This is a genomic window from Streptomyces viridiviolaceus, assembly GCF_014650995.1.
Taxonomy (GTDB): domain Bacteria; phylum Actinomycetota; class Actinomycetes; order Streptomycetales; family Streptomycetaceae; genus Streptomyces; species Streptomyces viridiviolaceus.
In genome coordinates this window covers 77,076-91,170 of the sequence record NZ_BMWA01000006.1, presented here as the reverse complement: position 1 = coordinate 91,170, position 14,095 = coordinate 77,076, and the positions used below count along the sequence as shown (strand labels likewise).

Annotated in this window: 15 protein-coding genes; 8 read left to right on the top strand and 7 right to left on the bottom strand. The window is 72.2% G+C overall.

The window, feature by feature from the left end; genetic code table 11:
- Window positions 1-46: 46 nt before the first annotated feature.
- Both IE260_RS09870 and IE260_RS09865 read right to left on the bottom strand, forming a co-directional pair.
- The gene (locus IE260_RS09870) at window positions 47-517 is read right to left on the bottom strand and encodes a GNAT family N-acetyltransferase (protein ID WP_189870145.1); all 471 of its coding nucleotides are present in this window, start codon (window positions 515-517) and stop codon (window positions 47-49) included.
- A gap of 14 nt (window positions 518-531) precedes the next feature.
- Complete coding sequence (locus IE260_RS09865) at window positions 532-1,305, bottom strand: IclR family transcriptional regulator (protein WP_189870144.1); 774 nt, start codon at window positions 1,303-1,305, stop codon at window positions 532-534.
- Between the two features lie 101 nt (window positions 1,306-1,406).
- On the opposite strand from IE260_RS09865, the gene IE260_RS09860 reads away from it, so the two are divergent.
- The 5 genes from IE260_RS09860 to IE260_RS09840 all read left to right on the top strand — a co-directional run bounded on the left by IE260_RS09860 (window position 1,407) and on the right by IE260_RS09840 (window position 6,152).
- A complete protein-coding gene (locus IE260_RS09860) occupies window positions 1,407-2,936 on the top strand; it encodes an aldehyde dehydrogenase (NADP(+)) (protein WP_189870143.1) in 1,530 nt (509 codons plus the stop codon).
- Window positions 2,937-3,065: 129 nt separating this feature from the next.
- Window positions 3,066-3,674, top strand: a complete 609-nt coding sequence (locus IE260_RS09855) for a DUF1349 domain-containing protein (RefSeq protein ID WP_189870142.1) — start codon at window positions 3,066-3,068, stop codon at window positions 3,672-3,674.
- 37 nt (window positions 3,675-3,711) lie between these two features.
- Window positions 3,712-4,215, top strand: coding sequence for a GNAT family N-acetyltransferase (locus tag IE260_RS09850; RefSeq protein ID WP_189870141.1), 504 nt, complete (start codon window positions 3,712-3,714; stop codon window positions 4,213-4,215).
- Between the two features lie 75 nt (window positions 4,216-4,290).
- Window positions 4,291-5,007: a DsbA family oxidoreductase gene (locus IE260_RS09845; RefSeq protein WP_189870140.1), complete on the top strand. Its 717-nt coding sequence runs from the start codon at window positions 4,291-4,293 to the stop codon at window positions 5,005-5,007.
- Window positions 5,008-5,102: 95 nt separating this feature from the next.
- Window positions 5,103-6,152 carry an aminotransferase class V-fold PLP-dependent enzyme gene (locus tag IE260_RS09840; protein ID WP_229880600.1) on the top strand — a complete coding sequence of 350 codons (1,050 nt, stop codon included), beginning with the start codon at window positions 5,103-5,105 and terminating at the stop codon, window positions 6,150-6,152.
- 77 nt (window positions 6,153-6,229) lie between these two features.
- Here the strand turns inward: IE260_RS09840 and thpD are convergent, their stop codons facing one another.
- The 5 genes from thpD to IE260_RS09815 form a co-directional block, all read right to left on the bottom strand.
- Window positions 6,230-7,123, bottom strand: a complete 894-nt coding sequence (thpD, locus tag IE260_RS09835; protein WP_189870138.1) for an ectoine hydroxylase — start codon at window positions 7,121-7,123, stop codon at window positions 6,230-6,232.
- Window positions 7,124-7,129: 6 nt separating this feature from the next.
- A complete protein-coding gene (locus IE260_RS09830) occupies window positions 7,130-7,528 on the bottom strand; it encodes an ectoine synthase (RefSeq protein ID WP_189870137.1) in 399 nt (132 codons plus the stop codon).
- 54 nt (window positions 7,529-7,582) lie between these two features.
- On the bottom strand, window positions 7,583-8,854 hold the full coding sequence (gene ectB, locus IE260_RS09825; RefSeq protein WP_189870136.1) for a diaminobutyrate--2-oxoglutarate transaminase: 1,272 nt from the start codon (window positions 8,852-8,854) through the stop codon (window positions 7,583-7,585).
- Between the two features lie 54 nt (window positions 8,855-8,908).
- Window positions 8,909-9,421: a diaminobutyrate acetyltransferase gene (ectA, locus tag IE260_RS09820; protein ID WP_189870135.1), complete on the bottom strand. Its 513-nt coding sequence runs from the start codon at window positions 9,419-9,421 to the stop codon at window positions 8,909-8,911.
- A gap of 354 nt (window positions 9,422-9,775) precedes the next feature.
- Complete coding sequence (locus IE260_RS09815) at window positions 9,776-10,879, bottom strand: pyridoxal-phosphate-dependent aminotransferase family protein (RefSeq protein ID WP_189870134.1); 1,104 nt, start codon at window positions 10,877-10,879, stop codon at window positions 9,776-9,778.
- A gap of 168 nt (window positions 10,880-11,047) precedes the next feature.
- Here IE260_RS09815 and IE260_RS09810 point away from each other — a divergent pair, with 168 nt between their 5' ends.
- The 3 genes from IE260_RS09810 to IE260_RS09800 all read left to right on the top strand — a co-directional run bounded on the left by IE260_RS09810 (window position 11,048) and on the right by IE260_RS09800 (window position 13,811).
- The gene (locus IE260_RS09810; protein ID WP_189870133.1) at window positions 11,048-11,545 is read left to right on the top strand and encodes a hypothetical protein; all 498 of its coding nucleotides are present in this window, start codon (window positions 11,048-11,050) and stop codon (window positions 11,543-11,545) included.
- A gap of 43 nt (window positions 11,546-11,588) precedes the next feature.
- The gene (locus IE260_RS09805) at window positions 11,589-12,680 is read left to right on the top strand and encodes an amidohydrolase family protein (RefSeq protein ID WP_189870132.1); all 1,092 of its coding nucleotides are present in this window, start codon (window positions 11,589-11,591) and stop codon (window positions 12,678-12,680) included.
- A 198-nt stretch (window positions 12,681-12,878) separates the two neighbouring features.
- Window positions 12,879-13,811, top strand: a complete 933-nt coding sequence (locus tag IE260_RS09800) for an SCO1860 family LAETG-anchored protein (protein ID WP_189870131.1) — start codon at window positions 12,879-12,881, stop codon at window positions 13,809-13,811.
- The last annotated feature ends 284 nt before the right edge of the window (window positions 13,812-14,095 follow it).

Below are 14,095 nucleotides of genomic sequence, written 5' to 3'. Positions count from 1 at the left end.
TCCTGCGCCCGGTCGATCCGCATCCGCCGCGCGGGGGAGGGCCGTCTCACCCCGCGAGGTGCAGCACGACCTCGTCGATCTCCTCGCCGCGGGCCTCGGCGAAACCCCGGGCCCGGGCCGACGCCCGGAAACCGCACTTCTCCAGCACGCGCAGCGACCCGGCGTTGTCCGCCGCCGCCCGCGCGTACAGCGGCCGCTCCGGCACCTCGGCCAGCAGGGCACGCAGCGCGGCCGTCGCCACTCCCCGTCCCCAGTACGCCCGGTCCACCCAGTACGTCACCTCGCGCTCGCCCGGCTCCCCGTACACCGCCGCGCTGCCGATGACGTCACCGTCGCCGAGGATCGTGCGGACCACGTCGTCCGACGCCCGCAGCCGTTTCCAGTGCGCCTCGAAGGCGTCCCGGTCGGCCGGGTCCGCGGGGGTGAAGGCCGCCATGCGCAGCGCCTCCGGGTCGTTCAACTGGCGGTAGAAGACGGGCAGGTCGCTGTCGTGGACCTTGCGCAGTGCGATGTGCATGGCGCAGAGCCTAGTCAGAGCCTGCGGGTGGCCAGGGTCAGCCGGTCGCGCGCGTCGAACAGCGCGTCCTTCACCATCTGCTCGTGGGCGGGGGTCAGCCGGGCCACCGGCACCGAGCAGCTGATCGCGTCCCGCGCGGGCGTGCGGTACGGGATCGCCACACCGAAGCAGCGCAGCCCCAGCGTGTTCTCCTCGCGGTCCACGGCGAAGCCCTGCTCCCGCACCTGGCGCAGCTCCTCGATGAGCTTCTCCCGGTCGGTGATGGTGTTCTCGGTGAGCGCGGGCAGCGTCTCGGGCAGCATCTTGCGGACCTGCTCGTCCGTGTACGTGCTCAGCAGCGCCTTGCCCAGCGACGTCGAGTGGGCGGGGAGCCTGCGGCCGACCCGGGTGAACGGGCGCAGGTAGTGCTGAGACTGGCGGGTGGCCAGGTACACCACGTTCGTGCCGTCGAGGCGGGCGAGGTGGATCGTCTCCGTCGTGTCGTCGGAAAGGCGGTCGAGCGTCGGCCGGGCCGCCGCCACGACCTCGTCGCCGTCGATGTACGACGTCCCGACCAGCAGCGCCCGTACGCCGATGCCGTACCGCGTGCCCGTCGCGTCCGTCTCCACCCAGCCCAGCTCCACCAGCGTGCGCAGCAGCATGTAGAGGCTGGACTTCGGGTAGCCGACGGCCTCCTGGACCGATGCGAGGGAGTGCATACCAGGGCGTCCGGCGAAGTACTCGAGCAACTCCACGGTCCGTACCGCGGACTTGACCTGCGCTCCACCACCCGTCTCGCCTGCCGACATCGCCCTTGACCCCTTCGTTGGACGCGAAATAGTCTCCACCCATTCACCCATAGAGACAGCGTTCAGTATATCGAACGTCCCTAGATCTGGAGGGACCCGCGGTGGCAACAGCACCAGTCTGGAGTGTCGACCCCCGTACCGGGAAGCAGCGTGAGCAGGTTGCGGTGGAGGCCACGGCCCAGGAGGTGGACGCCGCCGTCCGCGCCGCGCACGCCGCCCGGGACGCCCTCACCGACCGCACCGTCCGCGCGGCCTTCCTGCGCACCGCCGCCGACGAGCTGAAGGCGGCCGAGGCCACCCTCGTCGAGGTGGCCGACGCCGAGACCGCGCTCGGCCCGGTCCGCCTCACCGGCGAACTCGCCCGCACCTGCTACCAGCTGCGGGCCTTCGCCGACATCGTCGACGAGGGAGCCTTCCTCGACGTCGTCGTCGACCACCCCGACGACACGGCGACCCCGCCCGTCCCGGACCTGCGCCGCTACAAGGTGCCGCTCGGTGTCGTCGCCGTCTACTCGGCGTCCAACTTCCCCTTCGCCTTCTCCGTCCCCGGCGGCGACACCGCGAGCGCCCTCGCGGCCGGCTGCCCGGTCGTGGTCAAGGCCCACCCCGACCACCCGGCCCTGTCCGAGCTGGTCGCCAAGGTGCTGCGCCGGGCCGCCGGCCGCCACGGCATCCCCGACGGCGTCCTCGGCCTGGTGCACGGCTTCGGGGCGGGCATCGAGCTGATCAAGCACCCGCTGGTCGCGGCGGCCGGCTTCACCGGTTCGGTGCGCGGCGGCCGTGCGCTCTTCGACGCGGCGGCGGCCCGGCCGGTCCCGATCCCCTTCCACGGCGAACTGGGCTCGCTCAACCCGGTCGTGGTCACGGAGGCCGCCGCCGCCGAGCGGGCGGAGGCCATCGGCGCCGGGCTCGCGGGCTCGATGACGCTGGGCGTCGGCCAGTTCTGTGTGAAGCCGGGCCTCGTCCTGGTGCCGTCGGGCGCGGCGGGCGACGGCCTGGTCAAGTCCCTCACGGACGCCGTCAGCGACACCGACGCCGGAGTCCTGCTCGACCACCGCATGCGGGACAACTTCGTCGCCGGGGTCGCCGAGCGGGCGGCGCTGCCCGACGTCGACAGCCCGGTCACGCCGGGCGCGGGGGGCGAGCACACGGTCAGCGCCGGGTTCCTCACCGTGCCGGCGAGCCGGCTGGCCGCGGAGGGGGAGCACGACCTGCTGCTGGAGGAGTGCTTCGGGCCGGTCACCGTGGTGGCCCGCTACGAGGACGAGGCCGAGGTGCGGGGCGTGCTGTCCCGGCTGCCGGGCAACCTCACGGCGACCGTGCAGCTCTCCGCCGAGGAGGCGGCGGGTCAGGGTCGCGGGTCGGAGATCCTCGCGGAGCTCACGCCGCTTGCGGGGCGGGTGCTCGTGAACGGCTGGCCGACCGGGGTCGCCGTGGCTCCGGCCCAGCACCACGGGGGGCCGTACCCGGCCACGACGTCGACGTCCACGTCGGTGGGCGGGACGGCGATCGAGCGGTGGCTGCGGCCGGTGGTCTATCAAGGCACGCCTGAGGCGCTGCTGCCGGTGGAGTTGCGGGACGACAACCCGCTGGGGCTGCCTCGTCGGTTCAACGGGGTTCTGGAGCGGTAGCGCCGTAGGGGTGCGGTTGTTCGCCGGCTGTGGGCGCGCCGTGGCTGGTCGCGCCCACGCGGCGGAGCCGCATGTCGATACAGCCACGCGCCCCTCAGCGTGTTGTCCCTCGCCTGCGACAATCGGCCCATGGACGTCACCCTCCCCGAACTGCCCTTTTCCCTCCGCCCCTACGGGCCCGAAGGACACTGGTCCTACCAGGACGGTGTTCTCACCGGACGGGCCGGGCCCCGGCAGGACCGGTTCGTGCCGCCTGCCGGTGAGGGGCTGGAGTCCGCTTCCGACGCGCCCCGGCTGCTCGGTGCGCCCGAGGGCGACTTCCAGCTGATCGCCCGCGTCACCGTCGGCTTCCGGGCTGCCTTCGACGCCGGCGTCCTCTACGTCCACGTCGGCGAGCGGGCCTGGGCCAAACTGTGCCTGGAGTACTCCCCGGACGTGCCCACCGTCTGCACGGTGGTCACCCGGGGGCACTCGGACGACGCCAACTCCTTCACCGTGGACGGCGATTCCGTCTGGCTGCGGATCAGTCGCACCGGCCGCGCCCTGGCCTTCCACGCCTCCCACGACGGCGAGCGCTGGACCTTCGTCCGCGTGTTCACCCTCGGCTACGAGAAGGAGACGGGCGCGGCCCTGGTCGGGTTCATGACCCAGTCGCCGGTGGGGGAGGGGTGCGTCGTGTCGTACGACCGCATCGCGTTCCGGCCGTACGGGCCCGCGGACCTGCGGGACGGCGGCTGAGCGCAACCGGACGGCCGGAGTCCGCGTCCTCCCCATCATGATCGGTGAACGTGTGACCGGAAACCTGGTGATCCGTACCGTCCTGCCCGCCGAGGCGGAGACCGTCGCCGCACTGCACGCCCGCGCCCGGGCCACGTACTACCCGGACGGGCTCCCCGACGACGGCTTCGACTGGTCCGCCGCCTGGCGCACCGCCGCCGAGCGGCCCGACGGGCACGTGCTGTGCGCCGTCGAGCGGGGAGGCATCGTCGGCATCGCCTCCTTCCGCGTCCCCGAGGGCGCCCCGGCGGACACGGTCAGGCTGTTCCAGTTCCACGTCGACCCCGGCCACTGGCGCTCCGGCATCGGCACCGCCCTGCACGCGGCCTGCGTCGAGCAGTGGCGGGCAGACGCCAGGCGGACGGCCGCCCTCGACGTGCACGTCGACAACCGGCGTGCCCAGGCGTTCTACGCCCGGCGGGGCTGGGTGCCCGACCCCGGGAACCCGCCCGCCGAGGCCGATCACCACCTCTCCCTGCGCTTCGGCGTGGCGGGGGAATGACGCGCACCGGTTGAACGTTCACGTACGTGCCGGAGAGAGTCTCCGTACCCGTACGACCTGGAGAGAGCCGAGACCATGCGCGTCGAGATCTGGAGCGACATCGCCTGCCCCTGGTGCTACGTGGGCAAGGCCCGCTTCGAGAAGGCGCTGGCGGCCTTCCCGCACCGGGACGGGGTCGAGGTGGTCCACCGGTCGTTCGAGCTGGACCCGGGGCGGGCCAAGGACGACGTCCAGCCCGTGCTGACGATGCTCACCGCCAAGTACGGCATGAGCGAGGCGCAGGCACAGGCCGGCGAGGACAACCTCGGTGCCCAGGCCGCCGCCGAGGGCCTGGACTACCGCACCAGGGGCCGTGACCACGGCAGCACCTTCGACATGCACCGGCTGCTGCACCTGGCCAAGGAGCAGGGCAGGCAGGAGGCGCTGCTGGACGGGCTCTACCGGGCCAACTTCGCCGACGAGCGCTCCGTGTACAACGACGACGAGCGGCTGGTGGAGCTGGCCGTCGCCGCCGGGCTGGACGCGGACGCCGTCCGCGAGGTGCTCGCCGACCCCACCGCGTACGCCGACGAGGTGCGCGCCGACGAGCGCGAGGCCGCGCAGCTCGGGGCCACGGGCGTGCCGTTCTTCGTGCTCGACCGGAAGTACGGCGTCTCCGGCGCCCAGCCCGCCGAGGTGTTCGCCCAGGCGCTGACGCAGGCGTGGGGCGAGCGCGCACCCCTGACGCTGATCGAGGAGGCGGGCGGCGCGGACGTGTGCGGCCCGGACGGCTGCGCGGTGCCGCGGAACTGAAACACCAGGTGAGCGGTCTCGTATAAGCAGTCCTAAGAGGAATCGCGCAGAAACCGGCAATGGACGGGGAGGTCCCGGAGCCCCAGAGTGGTCCCATGGAGAGCTTCGAGAACCTCGTCCGTGCCGAGTTCGCCCCGAAGAACACCTACCTGAACACCGCCAGCACCGGCCTGCTCCCCGCCCGGACCGTCGTCGCCGTGCGCGACGCCGTGGCATCGGTCGCGGCCGGCCGGCCGGGCGACATGTTCGCCGACGTCGAGGCGTGCAGGTCCGCCTTCGCCCGGCTCGCCGGAGTGCCCGCCGCCCGGGTCGCGGCCGGGGCGTCGGTCGCCACCTACAGCGGTCTCGTCGCGGCCTCGCTGCCGACGGGCGCCGAAGTCCTCACCGCCGAGGCCGACTTCAGCTCCCTGGTGAACCCCTTCCACGTCCGCGGCGACCTGAAGGTGCGCAGCGTGCCGCTGGAGCTGGTCGCCGAGTCGGTCGGCCCGGACACCGCCCTGGTCGCGGTCAGCTCCGTGCAGTCGGCGGACGGACGGCTCGCCGACCTCGGCGCGCTGCGGGAGGCCGCTCTGGCGCACGGCGCGCGGACGCTGGTCGACGCCTCCCAGTCCGCCGGATGGCTGCCGCTGGACGCGAACGGCTTCGACTACGTGGTGGCCGTCGCCTACAAGTGGGTGCTCTGCCCGCGCGGCGTCGCCTTCCTCGTCGTCCCGCAGGACCTGGGCGCCTTGCCGCCGCTGTTCGCCGGCTGGGCCGCGGGCGAGCACCCCTGGGACAGCTGCTACGGACCCGTGGAGGAACTCGCGCACTCCGCACGGCGGTACGACGAGAGCCCCGCCCTCTTCTCCTACGCCGGCGCCCGGCACTCCCTCGCCCTGATCGAGGAACTCGGCGTCGACGCCGTGCACGCCCACGACACCGCTCTCGCCGACCGGTTCCGCGAGGGCCTGGCCTCCCTGGGGCACGAGCCGGTGCCCGCACCGGGCTCGGCCATCGTGTCCGTGCCCGGACTCGGCCACCGGCAGGGCGAGTTGAGCCGGGCCGGCGTGGAGGTCTCCGACCGGGCGGGCAATCTGCGGGCCGCCTTCCACCTCTACAACACCGCTGCGGACGTCGACCGGCTGCTGGACGTCCTGTCCGGCTGAGACCTGCGGGCAAGGCAACCGGGCCGGTGCCTCCCGTCCCACACGAAGAGGCCCGGCCCGGTGGTCCCGTCACACGGTCACTTCACCGGCGTGAAGTCCCGTGCGCCGATGAACTCCGGCCGCCGCACCGGTGCCGCGAACGGCTCGACCGCCGTGTTCTCCACGCTGTTGAACACGATGAAGACGTTGCTGCGCGGGAACGGGGTGATGTTGTCGCCCGAACCGTGCATGCAGTTGCAGTCGAACCAGGTCGCCGAACCGGCCTTGCCCGTGAAGAGCTTGATGCCGTAGTCCGACGCCATCTTGGTCAGCGCCTCGTCGGAGGGCGTGCCCGCGTCCTGCATCTGCAGCGACTTCTTGTAGTTGTCCTTCGGCGTGGCCCCCGCGCACCCGAGGAACGTCTTGTGCGACCCCGGCATGATCATGAGACCGCCGTTGGTGTCGTAGTTCTCGGTGAGCGCGATCGACACGGACACCGTGCGCATCCGGGGCAGACCGTCCTCGGCGTGCCAGGTCTCGAAGTCGGAGTGCCAGTAGAAGCCGCTGGCCCCGAAGCCCGGCTTGACGTTGATCCGCGACTGGTGGACGTACACGTCGGAGCCGAGGATCTGCCGGGCCCGGCCGACCACCCGCTCGTCGCGCACCAGGTTCGCGAACACCTCGCTGATCCGGTGCACCTCGAAGACGGACCTGATCTCCTTCGACTTCGGCTCCACGATGGAGCGTTCGTCCGCCCGGATCGCCGGGTCGGTGGTGAGCCGTTCCAGCTCACGCCGGTAGACCTCGACCTCGTCCGGTGCGATGAGCTGGTCGATGGCGAGGAAGCCGTCGCGCTCGAAGGACTGCAGACCGGCCGGGTCGATCGGACCGGGCGCGTCGGGGGCGCCCCAGACGACCGGGTCCTGCCGGGGAGTGGCCACCTCGGTGGCACCGCGGCTGGGGTAGAGATCGGTGACGGTCGTGGTGGTCACGGTGACTCACACCTCCTCGGTGAGCAGCGGGTAGACGCCGTTCTCGTCGTGGTCCTCCCGTCCGGTCACGGGCGGGTTGAAGACACAGATGCAGTGGAAGTCCTCCTTGACCTTGAGCGTGTGCCGCTCGTGGCCGTTCAGGAGGTACATGGTGCCGGGCGTGATGTGGTAGGTCTTCCCGGTCTCGCGGTCGGTCAGCTCGGCGTCGCCCTTGGTGCAGACGACGGCCTCGATGTGGTTCGCGTACCACATGTCGGTCTCGGTGCCCGCGTACAGGATCGTCTCGTGCACGGAGAAGCCGACCTTCTCCTTGGCGAGGACGATGCGCTTGCTCTCCCAGGTGCCGGACGCCGATTTCACGTGCCGGTCGGTGCCTTCGATCTCCTTGAACGAACGGACGATCACGGTGTTGCGATGCCTCCTAGGTGGGTGTTGCGTGGGCCTGCCGGGCGGTCCCGGTCAGGCGGTCTCGCGTACGGAGCGCGCGAGGATCTTGAGGCCCTCGTCCAGCTCGTCGGGCGTGACGGTGAGGGCGGGCAGCAGCTTGACGACCTCGCTCTCGGGACCGGAGGTCTCGATGAGCAGCCCGAGGTCGAAGGCACGCCTGGCGACGCGCGAGGCGCGCTCCTTGTCGTGGAACTCCAGGCCCCACACGAGCCCGCGGCCGCGGTACTCCTTGACGTCGGCGAGGTTCTCCTCGGTGATGGCGATCAGGTGCTGCTCGACCTGCTCGCCCCGGGCGCGGGTCTGCTTCTCCATCGCCGACCCGTCGGCCCAGTACGTCTCCAGCGCGGCGGTCGCCGTGACGAAGGCGGGGTTGTTGCCGCGGAAGGTGCCGTTGTGCTCGCCCGGCTCCCACACGTCCAGCTCGGGCTTGAACAGGCACAGCGACATGGGCAGGCCGTAGCCGCTGATCGACTTGGAGACGGTGACGATGTCCGGCGTGATGCCCGCCTCCTCGAAGGAGAAGAAGGCGCCGGTACGGCCGCAGCCCATCTGGATGTCGTCGACGATCAGCAGCATGTCCTGGCGCTCGCACAGATCGGCCAGGGCGCGCAGCCACTCGGGCCGGGCCACGTTGATGCCGCCCTCGCCCTGCACGGTCTCCACGATCACGGCGGCCGGCTTGTTGAGGCCGGAGCCCTGGTCCTCCAGGAGCCGCTCGAACCACAGGAAGTCCTCGACGGTGCCGTCGAAGTAGTTGTCGAACGGCATGGGCGTGCCGTGCACCAGCGGGATGCCGGCGCCGGCCCGCTTGAAGGCGTTGCCGGTCACGGCGAGGGAGCCCAGGGACATCCCGTGGAAGGCGTTGGTGAACGACACGATCGCCTCGCGCCCCTTCACCTTCCGGGCCAGCTTCAGCGCGGACTCCACGGCGTTGGTGCCGGTCGGGCCCGGGAACATGACCTTGTACGGCAGGTCGCGCGGCCGGAGCAGCAGGTTCTGGAAGGTCTCCAGGAAGCGGCGCTTGGCCGTGGTCGACATGTCGAGCCCGTGCGTGACGCCGTCCCGCTCCAGGTAGTCGATCAGGGCCCGTTTCAGTACGGGGTTGTTGTGCCCGTAGTTGAGGGAGCCCGCTCCGGCGAAGAAGTCGAGGTACTCGTGGCCGTCCTCGTCGTACATGCGGCTGCCGTGCGCACGGTCGAAGACGGTGGGCCAGCCGCGGCAGTAGCTGCGCACCTCGGATTCGAGGGTCTCGAAGACACTGAGGTCGGGCTGGGTGATGGTCACGACGAATCGCTCCTCGATGCGTGAGGGTCGGTGAGGGGTCGGGGAGGTCCGGTGTCAGCGGGAGTCGGGAAGGGGGCCGATGCGGTACAGGACCTCGGGGTCGTGCGGCCCGTCCGGGAACAGGACGCTGTCGAACAGCACCTCGCGCTCCAGCCGCGCGCCGTGGCGCTCGGCGAACGAGGTGAACAGCCGTTCCGACGCGGTGTTGCCCGGGGTGATGGTGGTCTCCAGGGTGGTCAGCGCCTGCTCGGCCACGGTGCGCGCGACCAGACCGTCGAGCAGAGAGGCGGCGAGTCCGCGACCGCGGTACGCCTCGTCCACCGCCACCTGCCAGACGAGCAGGGTGCGGGGGCGGTCCGGCCGCACGTAGCCGGTGACGAAACCGATCGCCTCGCCGCTCTCGGCACGAGCGACGGCCGAGGTGGCGGCGAAGTCCCGGCACCACAGCAGATAGCTGTAGGACGAGTTCAGGTCGAGGACCTTCGAATCCCTTGCTATCCGCCAGAGCGCGGCTCCGTCCGCCACTCTCGGGCGGTCGATTTGCAGGTCTGCTTGTGCGGCAGTCATGCAAATTGAACTTACCCAGGGAAATTCAAAATTGCATCGCCGGACGGGGTTACGAATGGCGAGGCCGTGTGTTATCACGCGGGCGCGTGGGTCCGCGCGAGGTCTCGGAGATTTGCCCTGATTTGGGCGTTACATAGCGCGCAAAACGGGCGGGCTGTGTAACGGGTCACAATCATGTAACCCGCTGGAAGCCCGCCCGAAATGCTCCGGTTCGCGTTATCCGAATCTTGGTGTTTAGCCCCGCGGAAAGCGGGCAGAAGAATACGGGAAGCTATTCTTCAATTAATCCCGGAATTATGTCTGTCGGAGCTGTGGCAATAACTCTGAATTCAGGTCCCGGAAAGGCCGGCCCGCTCAGCCGCGCCAGGCGTCGTCGGCGGCCCGGCGCGCGGCCACCAGGTCGGCGTGCAGCCCCTTCGCCGCGAGCGCGGCACCGAGCGCCGCCAGGCAGCCCTGCACGGCCCCCGTGGTGGCGTCCGGCCCGTAGTGGTTGACGCGGATCATCTCCTTGGCCAGCGCGCCCCCGCCCGCGGCCAGCGGCAGCGCCGGGTCGGACGCCAGGGCACCGGCCACCAGCTCCGAGGCGTCGACCCCGGCCGGCGCCCGCAGCGTCGTCGCGACCGGCGCCGCGTCCCCGGCCTCGTACACGTACGGCTCCAGGCCGCCACCCAGGGCGAGCGCACCGGCCCTGGTGGCCGCCGCGGCCGACGCGTGCCGCGCCATCACCGTCTGAAGGCCCTCCGCCTCGATGCGCTCGACGCACGCCTCCAGCGCCAGCATCTCCAGCTGCGCGGGGGCGTGCAGCAGCGCCTTGCGGCCGCCGTCGATCCACCGCTCCTTCCAGTCCAGCAGGGAGAGGTACGACCGCCGGGGCGCCCGCGGGTTGGCCGCCATCCGCGCCCACGCCCGCTCGCTCACCGAGACCGCCGACACCCCGGCCGGGCCGCCCATCGCCTTCTGTGCGCCGATCACGCACAGGTCCACGCCCCAGGCGTCCGGCAGCACCGGCTCGGCGCCCACGGAGGCGACGGCGTCCAGGTAGAACAGCGCGCCGTGCTCCCGCACCACCGCGCCGATCTCCGCCACCGGGTTGGTGTTGCCCGTCGCCGCCTCCGCGTGCACCAGGGACACGAAGTCGATCTCCGGGTGCTCGGCGAACGCCTCGCGGATCCGGTCGGCCGTCACGGCCGTGTGGAACGGCACGGCGAGGTCGTGCACCGTCGCGCCGCAGTCCCGCAGCCAGTTCCCGAACGTCTGCCCGTAGGGCCCGGTGATCACGTTCAGCGCGACGGTGCCCGGCCCGGCGGCGGCGCGGATGGCGCCCTCCAGCGGCAGCAGCGCCTCGCCCTGCATGATCACGACGTCCTGCTCGGTGCCGAGCAGGCGCGCCACCCGGTCCTCGATCGCGGCGAAACGGTCGGCGCTCAGCGGGGCGAGGTCCAGGAAGGGGTGGGTCACGGCGGTGCTCTCTTCGGTAACGGGCAGGTGTGCGGACGTACGGAGTCGAGAGTAACCATGGCCTTCGCCGCCACTCGCGCCGGAGGGCTTCCGTTGCGACACTCCCACGCCCGGAATTATGGCTTCCGCCATAGCCGCGGTGATCGTCGGGCTGATGGACTCGGACGCGTGGTCGCTCTCCTGCTGCTCGTTCTCGTCGCTGTGGTGACGGCCGTCTTCCTCGGCCGGGGCGCCGGCACGTACGCGCGCCGCCCCTGCGGGGAGACGGGCCCTGCGGTCGCCGGGCCCGCGTCGCCCAGGGCGGGCGCGCCCTTCCGTGTCGTCGCCGCAGTCGCCGGCGCGGCCGCCGCCCTGCTGTACGCCTGGGGCGTGCTGTGCGTGGGCTTCGCGGTCATGGGGGCGGAGGACGGCGGTGCGGGGTCCGCGCCGCTGCTGCCCTGCCGTACCGGCGTGCCCCCGGAGCTGTCCGCGCGGATCGTCGACTACTCGGTCTCCTACCTGCCCCTGAGCTTCCGCTGCGAGACCGCCGACGGTGACGGCTACGCCTCCGCCGACATCCCCGGCTACGTCAACCCCGGGGTCGCCGTCCTCGCCCTGACCGCCGTGGCGAGCGCCGTCGCCGCCGGGTACGCGGCCGGGCCGCGCGCCCGCGCGGCCGGCCGGTGACCGGCCTTCGAACACCCCGTCGCAGCGGTCTAAGGTGCGGGGCATGAGCGATCGCGCGGTGCTGCACGTGAAGGGTCGGGTGCTCGTCGGACCCGAGGAGGTCCGCGACGAGTTGTGGGTGATCGACGGCAGGATCTCCTACGACCGTCCCGCCGGCGCCGCCGACGTCCGCACCGTCGAGGGCTGGGCGCTGCCCGGCCTGGTCGACGCGCACTGCCACGTCGGCCTCGACCAGCACGGCGCGGTCCCCGAGGACGTCGCCGAGAAGCAGGCGCTGACCGACCGGGACGCGGGCACGCTGCTGATCCGCGACGCGGGCTCGCCCTCCGACACCCGCTGGATCGACGACCGTGAAGATCTCCCGAAGATCATCCGGGCCGGGCGGCACATCGCCCGCACCCGCCGCTACATCCGCAACTACGCCTGGGAGGTCGAGCCCGAGGACCTCGTCGCGTACGTGGCCCAGGAGGCCCGGCGCGGAGACGGCTGGGTGAAGCTGGTCGGCGACTGGATCGACCGCGACCTCGGCGACCTGTCCGCCTGCTGGCCGCGCGGTGCCGTCGAGGCGGCCATCGCCGAGGCCCACCGCCTGGGCGCCCGCGTCACCGCGCACTGCTTCGCCGAGGACTCGCTGCGCGACCTGGTCGAGGCCGGCATCGACTGCGTCGAGCACGCCACGGGCCTGACGGACGACACCATCCCGCTCTTCGCGGAGCGGGGCGTCGCCATCGTGCCCACCCTCGTCAACATCGCGACCTTCCCCGCGCTCGCCGACGGCGGCGAGTCGAAGTTCCCGCGCTGGTCGGCCCATATGCGCAGGCTCCACGAACGCCGCTACGACACCGTGCGGGGCGCCTACGACGCCGGGATCCCGGTCTTCGTCGGCACCGACGCGGGCGGCTCGCTGGCCCACGGCCTGGCGGCGGCGGAGGTCGCGGAGCTGGTCACCGCCGGGATCCCGCCCGTCGAGGCGCTTTCGGCGGCGACCTGGTCCGCCCGGCGCTGGCTCGGCCGTCCCGGCCTGGACGAGGGCGCGCCGGCCGACCTGGTGGTGTACGAGCGCGACCCGCGCGCGGACGTGCGCGTGCTCGGCGCTCCGCGCCGGGTGGTGCTGAACGGGCGGGTCGTCGGATAGCCGACGTGGGTGACGCAGGGGAACGCCCGTGCCGTGCGATTCGAAAAGGTTCACGGAAACCCCACGATGGGGTGAAGTGACCCGGGATCGCTGACGGTTCGGCGCGGGCGGGGACATCCTTTCCGGGTCCCAAGCACGTCGCTCGTGCATGTCCCTCATGCATGTCCTCATGCATGTCTTCCTGGGGGTCCCACCACCTTGAACGGCAACACCTTCCGCATGCCCGCACGCCGCCTCGCCACCGTCGCGGCGGCCACGGCCCTGGCCGCCGGTCCCACGGCCCTGGCCGGCGCGGGCACCGCCCACGCGACCGACGACCAGGGCCGGGCGAGTGCCGCCGTCCTGCGCACCGGGCTCGACGTGTCCCTGCTCAACAAGACCGTGAACGTGCCGCTCACCGTCTCCCTCAACGAGGTGCAGGCGCCCGAGAGCGCCCGGAAGACCGCGCTGACCGCCCAGTTGGACGGCGTCGACGGCGGCAGGCCCTTCCAGGTGCTGCGCGCCGACGTGGCCGACGCCGGGGCGACGGTGACCGACACCAAGGCCGAGGGCCACACCGATCTGGCCCGGGCCAGGGTCCACGTGCCCGGACTGCCGCTGCTGTCGGTCGTCGAGGTCGAGCAGGTCACCTCCAAGGCGACCTGCGAGGCCGGGAAGAAGCCGGTCGCCTCCGCCAACCTGCTGGGATCGGTGACGGTCCTCGGCAAGAAGGTGACACTCACCACCGGCGGGCCGACGGAGGTGAAGGTGCCCGGCGTGGGAGAGGTCAGGCTGGACCTGTCGAAGACGGAGACCACCTCCCGCACGGCCGCCGCCACCGCCCTGGAACTCCGGGTGTCCGTCAACCCGCTGGATCTGAACGTGGCCGAGGTTCACGGCACCGTGACCCTCGCGACGGCCACTTGCGAGGCGCCGGCGGCACCCGAGGCCCAGGCCGCGCAGCCGCCCGCGAAGGCCGACGAACCAGCCGCCGGACCGGCCCCCGACGTCCAGGCCCAGGGCGAGCGCACCGAGGCGGGCCTCGCCGAGACCGGCGGCAGCTCCGCGACCCCGTACGTCGCGGGCGGCGCCGTGGCGCTGGTCCTGGCGGGCGGGGGAGCACTGGCCGTGACCCGCCGCCGACGCGGCTGACCGCACGGCGGAGCAGGGGGCAGGCGCGGTGGTCGGGAGCACACCGGCATCCGCCTCCGCGGCCGGTCGACGGGGTGTGGGGTGGCCGGAGGCGAGGGTCGGGTTGGGGGGTGTGTCCCGTCCGGTCGCTCGGTCGTGGCGGTCGGCCGGGGGTGTGGGGAGGCTCCTGTCCCTTCCGCCCGGTTGACGGGGTGTGGGGTGGCCGGTGGCGAGGGTCGGGTTGGGGGGTGTGTCCCGTCCGGTCGCTCGGTCGTGGCGGTCGGCCGGGGGTGTGGGGAGGCTCC